The sequence below is a fragment of the Pseudomonas sp. SAS7 genome (assembly GCF_052112345.1).
Taxonomy (GTDB): Bacteria; Pseudomonadota; Gammaproteobacteria; order Pseudomonadales; family Pseudomonadaceae; genus Aquipseudomonas; species Aquipseudomonas putida_Q.
Map to the genome: position 1 here is coordinate 180,255 of NZ_JBEGGO010000010.1, position 17,599 is coordinate 197,853.

The 17,599-nt window shown below is 62.6% G+C and carries 14 protein-coding genes; 6 read left to right on the forward strand and 8 right to left on the reverse strand.

Features of this window, described 5'->3' with window-relative positions:
* Positions 1-99: 99 nt before the first annotated feature.
* Positions 100-2,691 (reverse strand): glycosyltransferase, encoded by a 2,592-nt coding sequence (locus tag ABI582_RS17815; RefSeq protein WP_016501175.1) that lies wholly within the window; start codon positions 2,689-2,691, stop codon positions 100-102.
* A 119-nt stretch (positions 2,692-2,810) separates the two neighbouring features.
* On the opposite strand from ABI582_RS17815, the gene tcdA reads away from it, so the two are divergent.
* Positions 2,811-3,620 carry a tRNA cyclic N6-threonylcarbamoyladenosine(37) synthase TcdA gene (gene tcdA / locus ABI582_RS17820; RefSeq protein ID WP_442119846.1) on the forward strand — a complete coding sequence of 270 codons (810 nt, stop codon included), beginning with the start codon at positions 2,811-2,813 and terminating at the stop codon, positions 3,618-3,620.
* A gap of 160 nt (positions 3,621-3,780) precedes the next feature.
* On the opposite strand, the gene ABI582_RS17825 is transcribed toward tcdA, so the two are convergent.
* The 4 genes from ABI582_RS17825 to ABI582_RS17840 form a co-directional block, all read right to left on the reverse strand.
* The gene (locus tag ABI582_RS17825) at positions 3,781-4,191 is read right to left on the reverse strand and encodes a SufE family protein (RefSeq protein WP_258912000.1); all 411 of its coding nucleotides are present in this window, start codon (positions 4,189-4,191) and stop codon (positions 3,781-3,783) included.
* On the reverse strand, positions 4,188-5,393 hold the full coding sequence (locus ABI582_RS17830; RefSeq protein ID WP_258911999.1) for a cysteine desulfurase: 1,206 nt from the start codon (positions 5,391-5,393) through the stop codon (positions 4,188-4,190). The genes ABI582_RS17825 and ABI582_RS17830 overlap by 4 nt, the downstream gene beginning before the upstream one ends.
* A gap of 77 nt (positions 5,394-5,470) precedes the next feature.
* The gene (dapD, locus tag ABI582_RS17835; protein ID WP_016485200.1) at positions 5,471-6,505 is read right to left on the reverse strand and encodes a 2,3,4,5-tetrahydropyridine-2,6-dicarboxylate N-succinyltransferase; all 1,035 of its coding nucleotides are present in this window, start codon (positions 6,503-6,505) and stop codon (positions 5,471-5,473) included.
* A 31-nt stretch (positions 6,506-6,536) separates the two neighbouring features.
* Entirely contained in the window at positions 6,537-6,884 is a 348-nt protein-coding gene (locus ABI582_RS17840; protein ID WP_003252272.1) for an ArsC family reductase, read from the reverse strand.
* Between the two features lie 561 nt (positions 6,885-7,445).
* Here ABI582_RS17840 and ABI582_RS17845 point away from each other — a divergent pair.
* A complete protein-coding gene (locus tag ABI582_RS17845) occupies positions 7,446-9,092 on the forward strand; it encodes a Na+/H+ antiporter (protein ID WP_442119847.1) in 1,647 nt (548 codons plus the stop codon).
* Between the two features lie 142 nt (positions 9,093-9,234).
* On the opposite strand, the gene dapC is transcribed toward ABI582_RS17845, so the two are convergent.
* From dapC to map, 3 genes are read right to left on the reverse strand one after another with little or no spacing between them, the layout of a single operon-like run.
* Entirely contained in the window at positions 9,235-10,431 is a 1,197-nt protein-coding gene (gene dapC / locus ABI582_RS17850; protein WP_442119848.1) for a succinyldiaminopimelate transaminase, read from the reverse strand.
* 30 nt (positions 10,432-10,461) lie between these two features.
* Positions 10,462-13,164 carry a [protein-PII] uridylyltransferase gene (locus tag ABI582_RS17855; RefSeq protein WP_442119849.1) on the reverse strand — a complete coding sequence of 901 codons (2,703 nt, stop codon included), beginning with the start codon at positions 13,162-13,164 and terminating at the stop codon, positions 10,462-10,464.
* Positions 13,165-13,205: 41 nt separating this feature from the next.
* On the reverse strand, positions 13,206-13,988 hold the full coding sequence (gene map, locus ABI582_RS17860) for a type I methionyl aminopeptidase (protein WP_258655522.1): 783 nt from the start codon (positions 13,986-13,988) through the stop codon (positions 13,206-13,208).
* A gap of 345 nt (positions 13,989-14,333) precedes the next feature.
* On the opposite strand from map, the gene rpsB reads away from it, so the two are divergent.
* From rpsB to frr, 4 genes are all read left to right on the forward strand, one after another.
* Positions 14,334-15,071 carry a 30S ribosomal protein S2 gene (gene rpsB / locus ABI582_RS17865; RefSeq protein WP_016501167.1) on the forward strand — a complete coding sequence of 246 codons (738 nt, stop codon included), beginning with the start codon at positions 14,334-14,336 and terminating at the stop codon, positions 15,069-15,071.
* A gap of 185 nt (positions 15,072-15,256) precedes the next feature.
* Complete coding sequence (gene tsf, locus ABI582_RS17870; RefSeq protein ID WP_016485208.1) at positions 15,257-16,120, forward strand: translation elongation factor Ts; 864 nt, start codon at positions 15,257-15,259, stop codon at positions 16,118-16,120.
* Positions 16,121-16,299: 179 nt separating this feature from the next.
* Entirely contained in the window at positions 16,300-17,043 is a 744-nt protein-coding gene (pyrH, locus tag ABI582_RS17875; RefSeq protein ID WP_009686950.1) for a UMP kinase, read from the forward strand.
* Entirely contained in the window at positions 17,040-17,597 is a 558-nt protein-coding gene (frr, locus tag ABI582_RS17880; protein ID WP_016501165.1) for a ribosome recycling factor, read from the forward strand. Before pyrH ends, frr begins: the two co-directional genes overlap by 4 nt.
* The last annotated feature ends 2 nt before the right edge of the window (positions 17,598-17,599 follow it).

Genomic DNA, 17,599 nt, shown 5'->3' on the forward strand with positions numbered 1-17,599 from the left:
AGGCCGCTCCCACAGGCGATCGCGGGTCATCTGGCTGCCGCGGTCCCCTGTAGGAGCGGCCTTGTGCCGCGAAAGGGCTGCAAAGCAGCCCCGGCAATCTCAAGCCTGTTGCGGCTCGGCAGCCTTCTCCACTGGCTTGGGCAGCGACGACAGCAACGCCATCACCAGCGCCGCCACGTAAGGCAACGACTGCACCAGCAGCATCGCCACCCAGAAGCGCATGTCCGAACTCGGCAGCCCCTGCACCAGGTAGATACCCAGCGCCGCACCCCACAGCAGCAACATGATGAACAGCTCTTCCCGCGCTTCGGAAAGTGCCACCAGCAGCCCATGGCTGTCGGCATTCTTTGGCGTGCGGAAGAACGGCATGCTGCTGGTGAAGAAGCCGTACAGCACCGCCTTGGCAATGGTATGCGACAGCGCCAGCCCGGCCAGCGCTGCGGCAAAGGCGTCCTTGAGGTTGACCCCCACCGCGCGGCGGTAAAGGAAGATGATCTTGCCGACCTTGAAGAAGAACAGCGCCAGCGGCGGGATGGCGAAGATCATCAGCGGCGGGTCGACCCGGTGCGGCACGATGATCATCGCCGCCGACCACAGCAGCGCGCCGATGGTGAAGAAGATGTTCATGCCGTCGGCGACCCACGGCAGCCAGCCGGCCAGGAAATGGTAGCGCTGGCCACGGGTCAGTTCGCTGCCCTTGCCGCGCAGCAGGGCACTGGCGTGGTGCTTGATGATCTGGATGGCGCCGTAGGCCCAGCGGAAGCGCTGCTTCTTGAAGTCGATGAAGGTGTCGGGCATCAGGCCCTTGCCGTAGCTGTTGTGGGCGTAGGCGGCCGAAAGCCCCTTCTCGAACACGCGCAGGCCCAGCTCGGCGTCCTCGCAGATGCACCATTCGGCCCAGCCCAGCTCTTCCAGTACCGTGCGCCGGGTCATGGTCATGGTGCCGTGCTGGATGATGGCGTCACGGTCGTTGCGGGTGACCATGCCGATGTGGAAAAAGCCCTTGTACTCGCTGTAGCACAGCTTCTTGAAGGCGCTTTCGTGCTGGTCGCGATAGTCCTGCGGCGACTGCACCACGGCAATTTTCGGGTCGGCGAAATGCGGCACCATGTGCTTGAGCCAGTTGCGGTCGACGCAGTAGTCCGAGTCGATCACTGCGATCACTTCGGCGTCCTTGGCCGTGTGCGGGAGCAGGTAGTTCAGCGCGCCGCCCTTGAAGCCAGCCAGTGGCGCGACGTGGAAGAACTTGAAGCGCTCACCGAGCTTCTCGCAGTGGGCTTTCAGCGGCTCCCATACGGCCGGGTCCTTGGTGTTGTTGTCGATCACCAGCACTTCGTAGTCGGGGTAGTCCAGCGCGGCCAGGGCGTCGAGGGTCTGCTTCACCATCTCGGGTGGCTCGTTGTAGCACGGCACATGCACCGACACCTTGGGCCGGTAGGCGCTGTCGGCCTGCACCGGCAGGAACTCGCGTCGGCGCTTGTGAATCCATACTGCCTCGGCCAGTTCATGGGCCTCGGTCAGCAGCACGATAAACACGCCCAGCGCGCCAAGGGCAAGCAGCACGCCCACGGTGAGGCTGAACCAGGTGCTGTATTGCTGGCTGTAGTCATAGGCAATCCATACCAGCACCGACCCGCACAGGAACGTGATGAAGGTGAGGAATGTACGGCCGCGCTGGCGCAGCGCCGAGCCGTCGATGAACAGCACCATCAGCGCGATCATTGCCAGCACCACTGACGCCACCGCCAGGGCGCGCCACTGCGGGATCGCCACCACGGGGCCGTCGAAGTTGAATTTTTGCTGGCGCTCGGCGTTGTATACGCCCCAGTAGGCGCCTACCGAGCCTTCGTCGCTGGCCTTCCACGGCTGGTCATAGGCTTCGATGACGAAGTAGTTGTAGCCACGGCGGTTGAGGGTGTTGACCAAGGTACGCAGGTAGATGGCCTGGTCGGCCTGGCTGGCATCGGCACCACCGCGCATGCGGCCGTTGCTCGGCCAGCCCACCTCCGACAGCAGCAGCGGTTTGCGCGGGAACTGGTGCTTCAGCTCACGGGCGCGGTCGAGCACGAACTCGACCGAATCCTTCATCGGCACGAATTCCCAGTAGGGCAGGATGTGCGCGGCAATCAGGTCGACGTGCTTGGCGATCTCCGGGTTTTCCTTCCAGATGTGCCACTGCTCGCTGGTGGTCACGGGTACCTTGACGGCTGCGCGTACCCGGTCCAGGTATTTGATCAGGTTTTCCGGGGTGACTTCTTCACGGAACAGCGCCTCGTTGCCGACCACTACTCGCACCACGCTGCGCGAGGTGTTGGCCAACTGGATGGCCGTGGCAATTTCGCGTTCGTTGCGCTCCAGGTCCGGGCTGATCCATATCCCCAGGGTCACGCGCAGGCCGAACTCCTCGGCCAGACGCGGGATATCGGCCTGGGTGCCTTCCACCGTATAGATACGGATGCTGTCGGTCAGTTTGCTCAACTGCTCCAGGTCCTGGCGCATCTCGTCGTCAGTGGGGTACTGGCCCTTCTGCGGGCTTTCGCCCAGGCGGAAAGGCGAATACGAAAAGCCAGAGATTTGCTCTGGCCAGGCGGGTGCGGAGACCGGGCGGTTGATCAGTGCCCAGAACCCGGTGAACAGCGCGGCGATGGCCAGCACCACAACCAGGTTCAGGCCGAATTTACGTGAAGACATTGTCGTCCATTTGTGTCGAAGTGATAGGACATTAAAGCAGGGTTGGTAGTGTCTTTCCTAACGATGCAGGCCATGGGCCCGCTGGCATATAATGCGCGCCGGTTTTTTGGGGTATGAGCATGAGCACAGAAGATCCACGCTTCGCCGGCGTTGCCCGGCTGTATGGCGACCAGGGGCTGCAACGCCTGAGCCAGGCCCATGTGGGCGTGGTCGGTATTGGCGGGGTTGGCTCGTGGGTGGCCGAAGCGCTGGCCCGCAGCGGCGTGGGTGAAATTTCCCTGTTTGATCTGGACGACGTCTGCGTCAGCAACATCAACCGCCAGGCCCATGCCCTGGAGGGGCAGGTGGGGCGGCCCAAGGTGGAGGTCATGGCCGAGCGCCTGCGGGCGATCAACCCGGCGTGCACGGTGCATGCGGTGGCCGACTTCGTCACCCGTGAAACCATGGCCGAGCACATCCACGAGCAGCTGGACTGTGTAATCGACTGCATCGACAGCGTCATGGCCAAGGCTGCGTTGATTGCCTGGTGCCGGCGGCGCAAGATCGCCATCGTGACCACAGGTGGCGCTGGTGGTCAGATCGACCCGACACAGATCCAGATCGCCGATCTGAACAAGACCTTCAACGACCCGCTGGCCTCGCGGGTGCGCTCCACCCTGCGCCGCGACTACAACTTCTCGCGTAATGTCAGCCGCAACTATGGCGTGCCATGCGTGTTCTCCAGCGAACAGCTGCGTTATCCCAAGGGTGATGGCAGCGTTTGCCTGCAAAAAAGCTTTGTGGGGGAGGGGGTAAGGCTGGACTGCTCGGGTGGCTTTGGTGCGGTGATGATGGTGACCGCGACCTTTGGCATGGTGGCGGCGAGCAAGGCGATCGAGAAACTGGTGGCCGGTGCGCGACGCCCTTCGGAGCGGATCAAGCCTGAGTAATCATTCACAGGCCTACTCGGTCCTTGTAGGAGCGGCCTTGTGCCGCGAAAGGGCCGCATAGCGGCCCCATTTCAGCCTCTCCACGAAGATTGCTGGGGCCGCTGCGCGCCCCTTTCGCGGCACAAGGCCGCTCCTACAGGGAGCAGCGTATGCCTTGGATTCAGTGGTTGGACGCCAGCTCCGCCATCCGCTGTAACACCGCATGCAGCCCATTGCTGCGTGACGGTGACAGTTGGCGCTCAAGGCCCAGTTGGGTGAACCACTCGCGCAGATCAAGCCTGGCCAGCTCTTCACTGGTCAAACCCTGCACCCGCACCAGCAACAACGCCAGCAGCCCGCGCAACAAGCGTGCATCGCTACTGGCCTTGAACCGCCACTGCCCATCGACGAGTTCGGCGACCAGCCAGACCAGGCTTTCGCAGCCATGCACCCGGTTGGCTTCGGTCTTGTCAGTTTCGGCCAGCGGCTCCAGGCGGTCGCCCCACTGCATCAGCAGCCGTGCGCGCTGTTCCCAGCCCTTGCCCTGCTCAAACGCTTCCAGCGCCTGGCGCGCCTGTTCCGGCATGCTCATCGCAGCAACTCCAGTCCCTGATCAAGCGCAGCGAAGAAGCGCTGCAAGTCGTCGCTGTCGTTGTACAAGCCCAGCGATACGCGGATTGCGCCCTCCAGCCCCAGCCCTTGCAAGAGCGGCATGGCGCAGTGGTGCCCGGCACGCACGGCTATCCCTTGCTCGGTGAGCAGGTGGGCGATATCGGCGTTGTGCACGCCCTCGATGACGAAGCTGGCCAGCGCCGTCTGCGGTGCCCCCAATACCCGCACGCCCTCACGGTCAGCCAGGCCACGCAGCAGGTGCTGGTGCAGGCTGGTTTCGTGGGCTTCGACAGCCTGGGCGTCAAGGCTGGCCAAATAATCCAGGGTTGCCCCCAGGCCTATCACCCCGGCGATTGGCGGCGTACCCGCCTCGAACCCCAGCGGTGCGGGCCGGAAGCTGGCGCTCTGGTACTCGGCCAGTTGCACCATCTCGCCACCGAACTGCCAATGGCGTAGCAGCTCCAGCGCCCGAGTGTGGCCGTACAGCACGCCAACCCCATCCGGGCCGTACAACTTGTGGCTGGAGAACACATAGAAGTCGCAGCCCAGTTGCTGCACATCGTGGCGACCATGCACCACGCCCTGGGCACCGTCGACCACTGTCAGCGCGCCTTGTGCGCGGGCATGGGAAAGCAGGGCCGGCAGCGGTTGCCAGGTACCCAGTACGTTGGACAGCTGGCTGACGGCGAGCACCCGGGTGCGCGGGCCTATCAGTTGCAGTGCCTGGTTCAGGTCGATGCGGCCAAAGGCATCCAGCGGCAGTATCACCAGGCGCAGGTTGCGCCGGCGTGCCAGCTGTTGCCAAGGCAGCAGGTTGGCATGGTGCTCCAGCGCGCTGATGGCAATTTCGTCACCGGCTTCGAAGCGGTGCTCAAGGCCATAGGCCAGCAGGTTCAAGGCCGAGGTGGCACCGTGGGTGAACACGATCTGCCGTGAGTCCGCAGCATTCAACCAGGCGGCGACCTTGTCGCGGCTGGTTTCGAAGGCCTGGGTCGCCAGTGCACCGGGCAGGTGCTGGGCACGGTGTACGTTGGCCGCGCCATGGCCGTAGTAATGGCTCAAGGCATCGATCAGGGCTTGCGGCTTTTGGGTGGTAGCGGCGCTGTCCAGGTAGGTCTGGTGCTGCCGTTGCAGGGCGGCGATGGCGGGGAAGTCGGCACGCCAGGGGGAGGGCTGGAACATGTTCACGGGGCCTGGAATGAAAATCGGGTCTGGCGTGGTGCCAGACCCGATCTTAACATTTCAAACGCCGAGAATGCTCAGTTGTGAGCGTGCAGCGCCTCGTTCAGCTCGATGGCCGACTTGTGGGTCTTGCACTCTACCGCGCCGTTCAGCGAGTTGCGGCGGAACAGCAGGTCGGTCTGGCCGGCCAGGTCGCGGGCCTTGACCACTTTGACCAGCTCGTTGTTTTCGTCCAGCAGGTTCACCTTGGTGCCAGCGGTGATGTACAGGCCGGCTTCAACGGTATTGCGGTCGCCCAGCGGGATGCCGATACCGGCGTTGGCGCCGATCAGGCAGCCTTCGCCCACCTTGATGACGATGTTGCCGCCACCGGACAGGGTGCCCATGGTGGAGCAGCCGCCGCCCAGGTCGGAGCCTTTGCCAACGAATACGCCGGCAGATACGCGGCCTTCGATCATGCCCGGGCCTTCGGTGCCAGCGTTAAAGTTGACGAAGCCTTCGTGCATGATGGTGGTGCCTTCGCCGATGTAGGCGCCCAGGCGTACACGGGCGGTATCGGCGATGCGCACGCCGGCCGGCACCACGTAGTCGGTCATTTTCGGGAACTTGTCCACCGAGAACACTTCCAGCAGCTCGCCCTTCAGGCGCGCTTCCAGTTGCAGCTCGGCCAGTTCGGCCAGGTCGACCGCGCCCTGGTTGGTCCAGGCCACGTTCGGCAGCAGCGGGAAGATACCGGCCAGGCTCAGGCCGTGCGGCTTGACCAGGCGGTGCGATAGCAGGTGCAGCTTGAGGTAGGCCTCTGGGGTGGAGGTCAGGGCAGCGTCTTCGGCCAGCAGGGTGGCGACCAGCGGCTTGTGGCTCTCGGCCAGGCGGGTCAGCAGGGCGGCCTGGGCAGCATCAACGCCTTTCAGGGCTTCGGCCAATTTCAAGGCCTGGCCGTTGCTGAAGGCGATGGCTTGGTTGCCGCCTTCGTAACCGAGAACAGGGGCTACCGCAGCGACCAGTTCGGCGCTCGGGTTGAGCAGTGGTTGTGCGTAGAACACTTCCAGCCAGGCGCCCTGGCGGTTCTGGGAGCCGACACCGAAGGCCAGGCTGAACAGGGTATTGGACATGTGATTACCTCGTGCGAAATAGGGTGGGGGCTCAGGCCAGGGCAGCGGCATACAGGTCGGGCTTGAAGCCGACCAGGGTACGCGCGCCAAGGTCCAGCACCGGGCGTTTGATCATCGACGGCTGGGCCAGCATCAGCTCGACGGCCTTGGCCTGGTCGAGGTCTGCCTTGCTGGCGTCGTCCAGCTTGCGGAAGGTGGTGCCGGCACGGTTGAGGATGACTTCCCAGCCGTGTTCGTCGCACCAGCGGTTCAGGCTGTCACGGTCGATGCCTTGGGTTTTGTAATCGTGGAATTCGTAGGCGATGGCTTTGTCTTCGAGCCAGGTACGCGCCTTTTTCATGGTGTCACAGGCTTTGATGCCGTAGAGCGTGTAGGTCATTGTGTACATTGGGGTTGCAGGTTGCCCCAATCTCTCCGTTTTTCGATATCAGTCGCGGGATTATGCGGGAACGAAACAGTGAGCGCCACGGGTGTGCTTGCCTTGAGCCTTGCAGCGTATCGGAGATCGAGCGCCGCCCGCGCGGCGCTTCGCAGCACAAGGCTGCTCCTACATTTATTTCGGGCCAATAACGCCTTTTCCAAAGCACCCGGCCGCCTTGTTCGTCCAGCGCGCTATTGAGGTGGACGCCATGGGGCCGCGCGCCTCGGTCACAGGAATAATTGGCCCGAAACAAATGTAGGAGCAGCCTTGTGCTGCGAAGCGCCGCGCGGGCGGCGCTCGATCTCATGGGCGCTGCAAGCATCAAGGCCTACACCTCCTCATCGACAAGGTATCCACCCGGCACCACCACCCTTCTGAAGTATCATCATGTTACATATTCCCCCGTCACCTGCGACTATCGTGCAGCGGCCCCGAACCGTCGGTCGCCGCTAACATATTGTTCCAATGGCGATGTTTCGCCTTGCTATCGTTTCTGGTTCACAAAGGAAGCTTTCCCGGATGCAGTCCGCCTACACCGTCCTCATCCTGCTGACGCTGGTCAGCCTGTCGAAGCTGGTCGGCCGCATGATTCCGCTGCCCCTGCCGCTGGTGCAGATCGCTGCCGGCGCCTTGCTGGCCTTGCCGACCCTGGGCCTGCATGTGGTCCTGGACCCCGAGTTGTTCCTGTTCCTGTTCTTGCCGCCGCTGCTGTTTGCCGATGGCTGGCGCATCCCCAAGCGTGAGTTGTGGCGCATTCGCGGGCCAGTGGTGGCGCTGGCCGTTGGTCTGGTGCTGTTCACCGTGGTCGGCGCCGGCTACTTCATTCACTGGCTGCTGCCGAGCATCCCGCTGCCGGTAGCCTTCGCCCTGGCGGCGGTACTCTCGCCGACCGATGCGGTGGCGGTTTCGGCCATCGCCCAGGACCGCCTGCCCACTCCGTTGATGCATATGTTGCAGGGAGAGGCCCTGATGAACGATGCATCGGGCCTGGTCACCTTCAAGTTCGCCCTGGCGGCGGCGATCACCGGGGTGTTCTCGCTGGCCGATGCGAGCTTCAGCTTTGTGCTTGTCGCGCTTGGCGGCCTGGCGGTGGGTGTGGGGCTGAGCTGGCTGGTCGGCCGCCTGCGCGCATGGATGATCGCCCGTGGCTGGGACGACCCGGCCACCCACGTGGTGTTCATGCTGCTGTTGCCGTTCGCCGCCTACGTGCTGGCCGAGCGCCTGGGCGTTTCGGGCATCCTTTCGGCGGTGGCGGCGGGCATGATGCAAAGCTGGCTCGACCTGCTGCCGCGCCAGACCAGCACCCGCCTGCTCAACCGCAGCGTCTGGTCGTTGCTGGAGTTCGCCTTCAATGGCCTGATCTTCCTGCTATTGGGCCTGCAGTTGCCGGACATCATCAAGGCGGTGGTCAGTCACGAAGCCACCGTGTGGCCGACCCTGGCCTACCGATGCCTGGATGTGGTGGCGATCTTTGCTGCGCTGATCCTGCTGCGGTTCATCTGGGTGCAGAGTATCTGGCGGGCGATTGGCGTGGTGCGCCGCTGGCGGGGCAAACCGGCGCTGGTGCTGATGCCTACTGCGCGTTCCTGCTGGCTGTTGACCCTGGGCGGTGTGCGCGGTGCGGTGACCCTGGCGGGTGTGATGTCGGTGCCGTTGCTGATGGGCGCGGGCAAGGTCTTCCCAGAGCGTGATTTGCTGATTTTCATCGCTGCCGGGGTGATCCTGCTGTCGCTGATCAGCGCCTGCATCGCGCTGCCGATATTGCTGCGCGGAGTGACCAAGAGCCCGGACGAGCGCTTGCACCAGGAAGTGCAGGAAGCCTGGCGGCGCACTGCCGAGGCGGCGATCCATGCCTTGGAAGCAGAAGAAGTGATCGACGCCAATGCCCCGCAGGATGCTGCACAGGCAACCTTGGCGACCGAGCTGAAGGCGCGCTTGATGGCTGAGTACCGGGATGAGCTGAACAGCTACAACGACAGTGCCGAAGCCAAGGCCCTGGCAGAGCAGATGGACTTGCTGGAGCGGCGCTTGCGCTTGCGTGCGCTGAGGGCGCAGCGGCTGGAGTTGTATAACCTGCATCGCCAGCACCTGGTGGGCGATGAGGTGGTGCGGCAGGTGCTGGGGGAACTCGATATGAGTGAGGCAAACCTGGGGCAGGTCAGGTAGACCCGCAGGGGGGCCGCTTTGCGGCCCTGTGGGAGCGAGTTCACTCGCGAATCAGACGACGCGGTGTATGGCACCGGCTGCGCCGGTGTTCGCGGGTGAACCCGCTCCCACAGGTTCTGCACAGAATTAAAGCATTGCTGAATCAGCGGTTCTGCAGGAAGGCGCGAATCCGCTCGGCCGCCTCGATGCATTCGGCCAGCGGTGCAACCAGCGCCATGCGCACGCGCCCTGCGCCAGGGTTTACACCGTCCACCTCACGCGACAGGTACGACCCCGGTACCACGGTCACATGCTGGGCTTCGAACAGGTCGCGGGTAAACTCGGCATCACAGCCCGGCACCTTGGCCCAAAGGTAGAAGCTGCCGTCCGGGCGCTGCACGTCCAGCACCGGCTGCAGGATGTCCAGCACGGCATCGTACTTGGCGCGGTACTGGTCGCGGTTCGCGCGTACATGCGCCTCGTCCTGCCAGGCGGCGATGCTGGCCAGCTGGGTCTGCACCGGCATGGCGCAGCCATGGTAGGTGCGGTACAGCAGGAACGGCTTGATGATCTCAGCGTCGCCAGCCACGAAGCCCGAACGCAGGCCCGGCAGGTTGGAGCGCTTGGACAAGCTGTGGAACACCACGCAGCGCTTGAAGTCACTGCGGCCGAGCTCGGCGCAGGCGGTCAGCAGGCCCGGTGGTGGCGCGTCTTCATCGAAGTAAAGCTCGCTGTAGCACTCGTCGGCGGCGATCACGAAGTCGTGCTCGTCGGCCAGGGCAATCAGCTTCTTCAGGGTGTCCATCGGCACCAACGCACCGGTGGGGTTGCCCGGCGAGCACAGGAACAGGATCTGGCAACGCTTCCAGACTTCCGTAGGCACGGCATCGAAGTCCGGGTTGAACCCGTTGGCTTCCAGGCACGGCAGGTAGTGCGGGGTGGCACCGGCGAGCAGGGCTGCGCCCTCGTAGATCTGGTAGAACGGGTTGGGGCTGACCACCAGCCCATCATCGTCGCGGTTGACCACGGCCTGGGTGAAGGCGAACAGCGCCTCGCGGGTACCATTGACCGGCAGGATGTGGCGGTCGGCGTCCAGCCAGCCGGCCGGCACGCCAAAACGCCGCTCGCACCACTGGCCGATGGCCTGGCGCAGGGCGGGCAGGCCGATGGTGCTTGGGTATACCGCCAGCTTGTCGAGGTTGTCGGCCATGGCCTGGGCGACGAACGCTGGTGATTCGTGCTTTGGCTCACCGATTGACAGGGCGATGGCGCGTTTGTCTGCCGCAGGCTTCACGCTGCCCAGCAGGGCACGGAGTTTCTCGAACGGGTAGGGCTGAAGCTGGGTCAAGGCATGGTTCATCGGCGCAAGGTCTCGTCAATCGTCTAGTCGTTAAAAGGTCACGCGGGTAGGGCTGGCATCGCTGGCCTGGCCGGCCTGCAACTGCTGGACGATGGCCTCCTGCAGGCGGCTGCACAGTTGCGGGTCGGACAGCGGCTGGTTGTCGGCATCAGTGATGAAGAACACGTCTTCCACCCGTTCGCCGAGGGTGGCGATCTTGGCGTTCTGCAGCGACAGGTCGAACTCCAGGAAGATCCGCCCCAGCCGGGCCAGCAGGCCTGGGCGGTCTGGTGCGGTGATTTCGAGGATCGTCACCGGCCGCTGGGCATCGTTGAGGATGGTCACCTGCGGCGGGAAGTTGAAGTGTTTGAGCTGGCGCGGTACCCGGCGCTGGATGATGGTCGGGTAGTCCTCGGGGTTGCGCAGCGCTTCGGTCAGGCCGTCGCGAATCTGCTTGACCCGCTGCGGGTTGTCGCCGATAGAGCCGCCGTCGTTGTCCAGCACGATGTAGGTGTCGAGGGTGAACTGGCTGCTCGACGTGATGATGCGTGCATCGTGGATGTTCAGGTTCAGCTGCGACATGGCCGCCACCGTCACGGCGAAGAAATCGTGCTGGTCAGGGGCGTAGATGAAGATCTGCGTGCCGCCTTCGAACTCGCGCTGGGTGGTTTCCTTGATCAGCACCAGCGGCCCGCCATCGGCCGGTTGCTGCAGGATCGCATCGGTGTGCCAGGCCACGTCGGCGGCAGTGTGCTTGAGGAAGTAGTCATCGCCCAGTTGCGACCACAGCTGCTCGACATCGTCCGGGTCGGTGCCCTCGCGCACCAGGATATCCAGTGCCGAAGACTGGGTCTGTCGGATCTGCTCTTCGCGGTCCAGCGGGTTTTCCAACCCGCGGCGCAAGGCGCGCTTGGTCTCGCTGTAGAGCTGGCGCAGCAGGCTGGCCCGCCACGAGTTCCACAGGCTGGGGTTGGTGGCGTTGATATCGGCCACGGTCAGCACATACAGGTAGTCCAGGCGCGTCTCGTCGCCCACGTGCAGGGCAAAGTCGTTGATCACCTGCGGGTCGGACAAGTCCTTGCGTTGGGCGGTGGTCGACATCACCAGGTGGTTTTGCACCAGCCAGACGATCAGCCGGCTGTCCCAGGCCGGCAGCTGGTGGCGCTCGCAGAACTTCTGCGCATCCACTGCGCCCAGCTCGGAATGGTCGCCCTGGCGCCCCTTGCCGATGTCGTGGTAAAGGCCGGCCAGGTAGATCAGCTCGGGCTTGGGCAGGCGCCCCATCAGCTTGCTGGCCAGCGGGAATTTCTCGGACACCGGCGTGTACTGCAGCTTGCGCAGGTGCTTGATGAGGTTGAGCGTGTGCGCATCGACCGTATAGATGTGGAACAGGTCGTGCTGCATCTGCCCAACGATCAGGCCGAACTCCGGCAGGTAGCGGCCAAGGATGCCGTAGCGGTTCATCCGCCGCAGGTTGCGGTGGATGCCGATTTCGCACTTGAACAGCTCGATGAACAGGCTGGTGTTGCGGATATCGGTGCGGAAGGTGTCGTCGATCAGGTGGCGGTGCTCACGGAGCAGGCGCACCGTGTCGGCACGCACGCCCTTGATTTCGGGGTGCTGGGCCATCAGCACGAAAATTTCCAGCATGGCGAACGGTGTGCGCTTGAACACGTTCGGGCTGGTAGCCTCGATATAGCCGTCATGCAGGCGAAAGCGTGCATTCAGCGGCTGGGTGGTGCCGCTGTCTTCGTCGGCGAGGATGACCTCTTCGAAGTGCTGAATGATCAGGTCGCACAACTGGCTGATGCTCATCACCACCCGGTAGTACTGCTGCATGAACTGCTCGATTGCCCGCTTGGGGTTCTCGTCGCTGTAGCCCAGCAGTGCGGCGAGGCTGCGCTGGTGGTCGAACAGCAGGCGGTCCTCGGCGCGACCGGCCAGCATGTGCAGGGCGTAGCGCACTTTCCACAGAAAGTCCTGGGAAGAAGCCAGCAGTTCGTTTTCGCTTTCCAGCAAGAAACCTTCGCCGGCCAGCGCGTGCAGGTTCAGGGTGCCGTACTGGCGGCGGGCCACCCACAGCACCGTCTGGATGTCGCGCAGACCACCGGGCGAGCCCTTGACGTTAGGTTCGAGGTTGTACTCGGTGTCGTTGTACTTGTGGTGACGGGCCTTGAGTTCGGCGCGCTTGGCCAGGAAGAAGTCCTTGCTCGGCCACATGTGCGCGGTGCTGGTCACCTCCAGCATGCGCTGGCGCAGGGCTTCGGGGCCGGCAATGGTGCGGCTTTCCATCAGGTTGGTGATTACCGTCAGGTCGGCGCGGGCCTGTTCGGCACATTCGTCGACGGTGCGCACGCTTTGGCCCACTTCCAGGCCGATGTCCCACAGCAGGGTGAGAAAACGCTCGATGGCGTTGCGGTACTGCTCGTGCTCGGCGGCGCTCAGTAAAATGAGCAGATCGATGTCTGAATGCGGGTGCAGTTCACCACGCCCGTAGCCACCCACTGCGACCAGGGCGATACCGCTGTGGTCGCCCCAGTCGAACTGGTTCCAGGCCTGTTGCAGGATATTGTCGACGAGCCAGGCGCGGGCTTCGATCAGCGGTCGGATTTCGCTGCCACTGCGAAAACGCTTGTCGAGCACCTCGCCGGCCTGGCGGATGGCTTTCTTGAAGGCGGCGATGGGGCTCGCCTTGAGGGCCAGTTCCGCCTGGAACTGGCCGCGATCGAACAGCTCGGGGTCCACCTGGGGCATCGCGTCACGTTCCTGTCGTCGGGTGGCCTGTCTCGGTGCGGTCAGGCCGAGGTGCGCGGGATGGTGTCGTCCTTGCGCAGGGTGAAGATCTCGTAGCCGGTCGCGGTCACCACAAGGGTGTGTTCCCACTGGGCCGAGAGCTTGCGGTCCTTGGTGATGGCGGTCCAGCCGTCGCCCAGCACCTTGGTGTCGGCCTTGCCCTGGTTGATCATCGGTTCGATGGTGAAGGTCATGCCTTCTTTAAGCTCCATGCCGGTACCGGCGCGGCCGTAGTGCAGGATCTGCGGCTCTTCGTGGAACACCTTGCCGATGCCGTGGCCGCAGAACTCGCGCACCACCGAGAAGCCGTTCTTTTCAGCGTGCTTCTGGATCACTTCGCCGATATCGCCCAGGCGGCAGCCCGGCTTTACCAGCTCGATGGCCTTGTACATGCACTCCTGGGTAACCTTGGACAGGCGCTCGGCCCACACCGGCACAGTGCCGACGTGGAACATGCGGCTGGTATCGCCGTGGTAGCCGTCCTTGATCACGGTGACGTCGATGTTCAGCGTGTCACCGTCCTTGAGCGGCTTGTCGTTGGGGATGCCGTGGCAGACCACATGGTTGATCGAGGTGCAGATCGACTTCGGGTAGCCCTTGTAGTTGAGGGGCGCCGGGATGGCCTGCTGGACGTTGACGATATAGTCGTGGCACAGGCGGTCGAGCTCTTCGGTGGTAACACCGGGCTTGACGTGCTCTTCGATCATTTCCAGCACGTCAGCGGCCAGGCGGCCGGCGATGCGCATCTTCTCGATGTCTTCTGCGGTCTTGATGTTGACGGTCATTACAGGCTCTCTACGGCGCCGCACGCGGCGCGAACAAACGGGAAAGGCCGGATTCTAGCAGAGCAGGGCGGCACTCTGTCGGGATAAAGGCGGCCATGCTGCTGTCTACAGGAGGCATTCTGGCCTGTTTGGCGGGGCGCTGCAAAAACCGCTGACAGACGCAACCTCATTCGGGTTTCGTTCGCTCGCGGTCTGTGGTATAACATGCGCCGCTTTCGGGGACGACCCCGTCAGCTTAAACCCACACACGTGTCGACACGATGACCTGGGTGCCCCGGATTCTCGAATTTGCGGGTTGGTCATTGGGATGCGTGGAGGCCCAACCCGACTTATCAAGGAACTATCATGTCCCAAGTCAACATGCGCGATATGCTGAAGGCCGGTGTGCACTTCGGCCACCAGACCCGTTACTGGAACCCGAAAATGGGCAAGTACATTTTCGGCGCGCGTAACAAGATCCACATCATCAACCTGGAAAAAACCCTGCCAATGTTCAACGAAGCTCTGGCTTTCGTAGAGCGTCTGGCTCAGGGCAAGAACAAGATCATGTTCGTCGGCACCAAGCGTTCCGCCGGCAAGATCGTCGCCGAGCAAGCTGCTCGTGCCGGTTCGCCATACGTTGACCACCGCTGGTTGGGCGGCATGCTGACCAACTACAAAACCATCCGTGCTTCGATCAAGCGTCTGCGCGACCTGGAAACCCAGGCCGAAGATGGCACCTTTGCCAAGCTGACCAAGAAAGAAGCCCTGATGCGTTCGCGCGATCTGGAAAAGCTGGACCGCAGCCTGGGTGGTATCAAGGACATGGGCGGTCTGCCTGATGCCCTGTTCGTGATCGACGTTGATCACGAGCGCATTGCTATCACCGAAGCTAACAAGCTGGGCATCCCGGTTATCGGCGTTGTCGATACCAACAGCAGCCCGGAAGGTGTTGACTACATCATCCCAGGCAACGACGACGCCATCCGCGCCATCGAGCTGTACATGACTTCGATGGCCGACGCCATCATCCGCGGCCGCAACAACGTTGCTGGCGGCACCGAAGTCTATGTTGAAGAAGCGGCTGCACCTGCTGCTGAGTAATAGGCGCTAGCGTCTACTTGGCACGCAAAAAGGGGGCTTTGCCCCCTTTTTGCCACCTTGAAATCCTGCTGTCAGCATGGGCCCCGCATTATGGGTTGGCTGAGATAACAACAGCGGATTCGCAGAATTTAACGCCCGTGTCGAGCGGGTGGAATGGTTGAAAAACTTTCCAAGAGGATTTTGAAATGGCAGCAATTACTGCAGCGCTGGTAAAAGAACTGCGCGAGCGTACTGGCGAAGGCATGATGGATTGCAAGAAAGCCCTGGAAAAGGCTGGCGGCGACATCGAAAAAGCCATTGACGACATGCGTGCCTCGGGCGCCATCAAGGCCGCCAAAAAGGCTGGCAACGTCGCTGCTGAAGGCGCTATCGCGGTCAAGACCGACGGTAAATCCGCCGTTCTGCTGGAAGTGAACTCGCAGACCGACTTCCTGGCCCTGCAAGACGACTTCAAGAACTTCGTTGCCGAAAGCCTTGAAGAAGCCTTTGCTCAGAAGCTGACCGACGCCGCTCCGCTGATCGCCTCGCGTGAAGCTGCTCGTGAAGCCCTGGTTGCCAAGTGTGGCGAAAACGTCAACATCCGTCGCCTGGTGCGCGTTGAGGGTGACGTTGTTGGTGCCTACCTGCACGGCAACAAGATCGGCGCTGTCGTCGTTCTGAAAGGCGGTGACGTCGAGCTGGCGAAGAACATCGCCATGCACGTTGCAGCGTCGAACCCTGAGTTCTTGGATTCGTCGGAAATCTCCGCCGAGGCCATCGAGCGCGAGAAGAATGTCTTCCTGCAGCTGAACGCCGACAAGATCGCCGGCAAGCCGGAAAACATCGTTGAGAACATGATCAACGGCCGCATCACCAAGTTCAAGGCCGAAGCTTCGCTGAAAGAGCAAGCTTTCGTCATGAACCCGGAAGTCAAGGTTGGCGAGCTGGCCAAGAAAGCCGGCGCTGAAATCGTTTCGTTCACCTACTTCAAAGTAGGCGAAGGCATCGAGAAGCCAGTCGACGACTTCGCTGCTGAAGTTGCCGCTCAGGTAGCTGCTGCCAAGCAGTAAGACAGCCCCGTCTGTCGCCCCAAAGAGGCTGCCCGCTCACGCGCGCAGCCTCTTTGTCAAAGCGGGAGCGGTTTACGAGACCGTCGCTCGCTGACGCAGTCGCTGCGTCACGTTAGAGTTACATGCAGGCTCAAGCAGCCCGCCAGAATTTTTTACAAACGCCGCAGGAGAGATTCGCAATGGCTCAGCAGGGCAGTGGTCATCAGGCTCGCTATAAACGCATTCTACTCAAACTTAGCGGCGAGGCCCTGATGGGCTCGGAAGAGTTCGGGATCGATCCCAAGGTCCTGGATCGCATGGCGCTGGAAGTCGGCCAACTGGTCGGCATCGGTGTTCAGGTAGGTCTGGTGATCGGCGGTGGCAACCTGTTCCGTGGTGCGGCGCTCAGTGCAGCCGGCATGGACCGCGTCACCGGCGACCACATGGGCATGCTGGCGACCGTAATGAACGCCCTGGCCATGCGTGACGCGCTGGAGCGGGCGAACATTACCGCCATTGTCATGTCGGCTATTTCCATGGTTGGCGTGACCGATCACTATGATCGCCGCAAAGCCATGCGCCACCTGAACGCCAAAGAAGTCGTAATTTTCGCTGCCGGTACCGGCAACCCGTTCTTCACCACCGACTCTGCTGCCTGCCTGCGCGCCATCGAAATCGATGCCGACGTGGTATTGAAGGCAACCAAGGTCGATGGTGTATACACTGCTGATCCATTCAAGGACCCGCATGCCGAGAAGTTCGATCATCTGACCTACGATGAAGTGCTGGATCGCAAGCTGGGTGTGATGGATCTGACGGCAATCTGTCTTTGCCGCGACCACAAGATGCCGTTGCGCGTCTTCAATATGAACAAGCCCGGCGCCCTGCTGAACATCGTGCACGGCGGCGCGGAAGGAACCCTGATCGAGGAAGTTCAAAAATGATCAACGACATCAAGAAAGACGCCCAGGACCGCATGGGCAAGTCCATCGAGGCGCTGGGTCGTCACCTGGCGGCGATCCGTACCGGTCGTGCCCACCCAAGCATCCTGGACAGCGTCAAAGTCACTGCCTGGGGTAGCGAAATGCCGCTGAACCAGGTAGCTGCGATCAGCGTCGAAGATGCCCGCACCCTGAAGATTGTCGCTCACGACAAGAACCTCAGCGCTGCCATTGAGAAGGCCATTCTCACCTCCGACCTGGGCCTGAACCCGTCCAGCGCCGGCACCACCATTCGCGTGCCGATGCCAGCCCTGACCGAGGAAACCCGCAAGGGCTACACCAAGCAGGCCAGCGGCGTGTGCGAGGATGCCAAGGTGGCCGTGCGCAACGTGCGCCGCGACGCCCTGGCCGACCTGAAGAAGCTGACCAAGGACAAGGAAATCAGCGAGGACGAAGAACGTCGCGCCGCTGACGAGATCCAGAAGCTTACCGACAAGTTCGTTGCCGAAGTCGATGCTGCCTTCAAGGCCAAGGAAAAGGACCTGATGGCCGTCTAAGG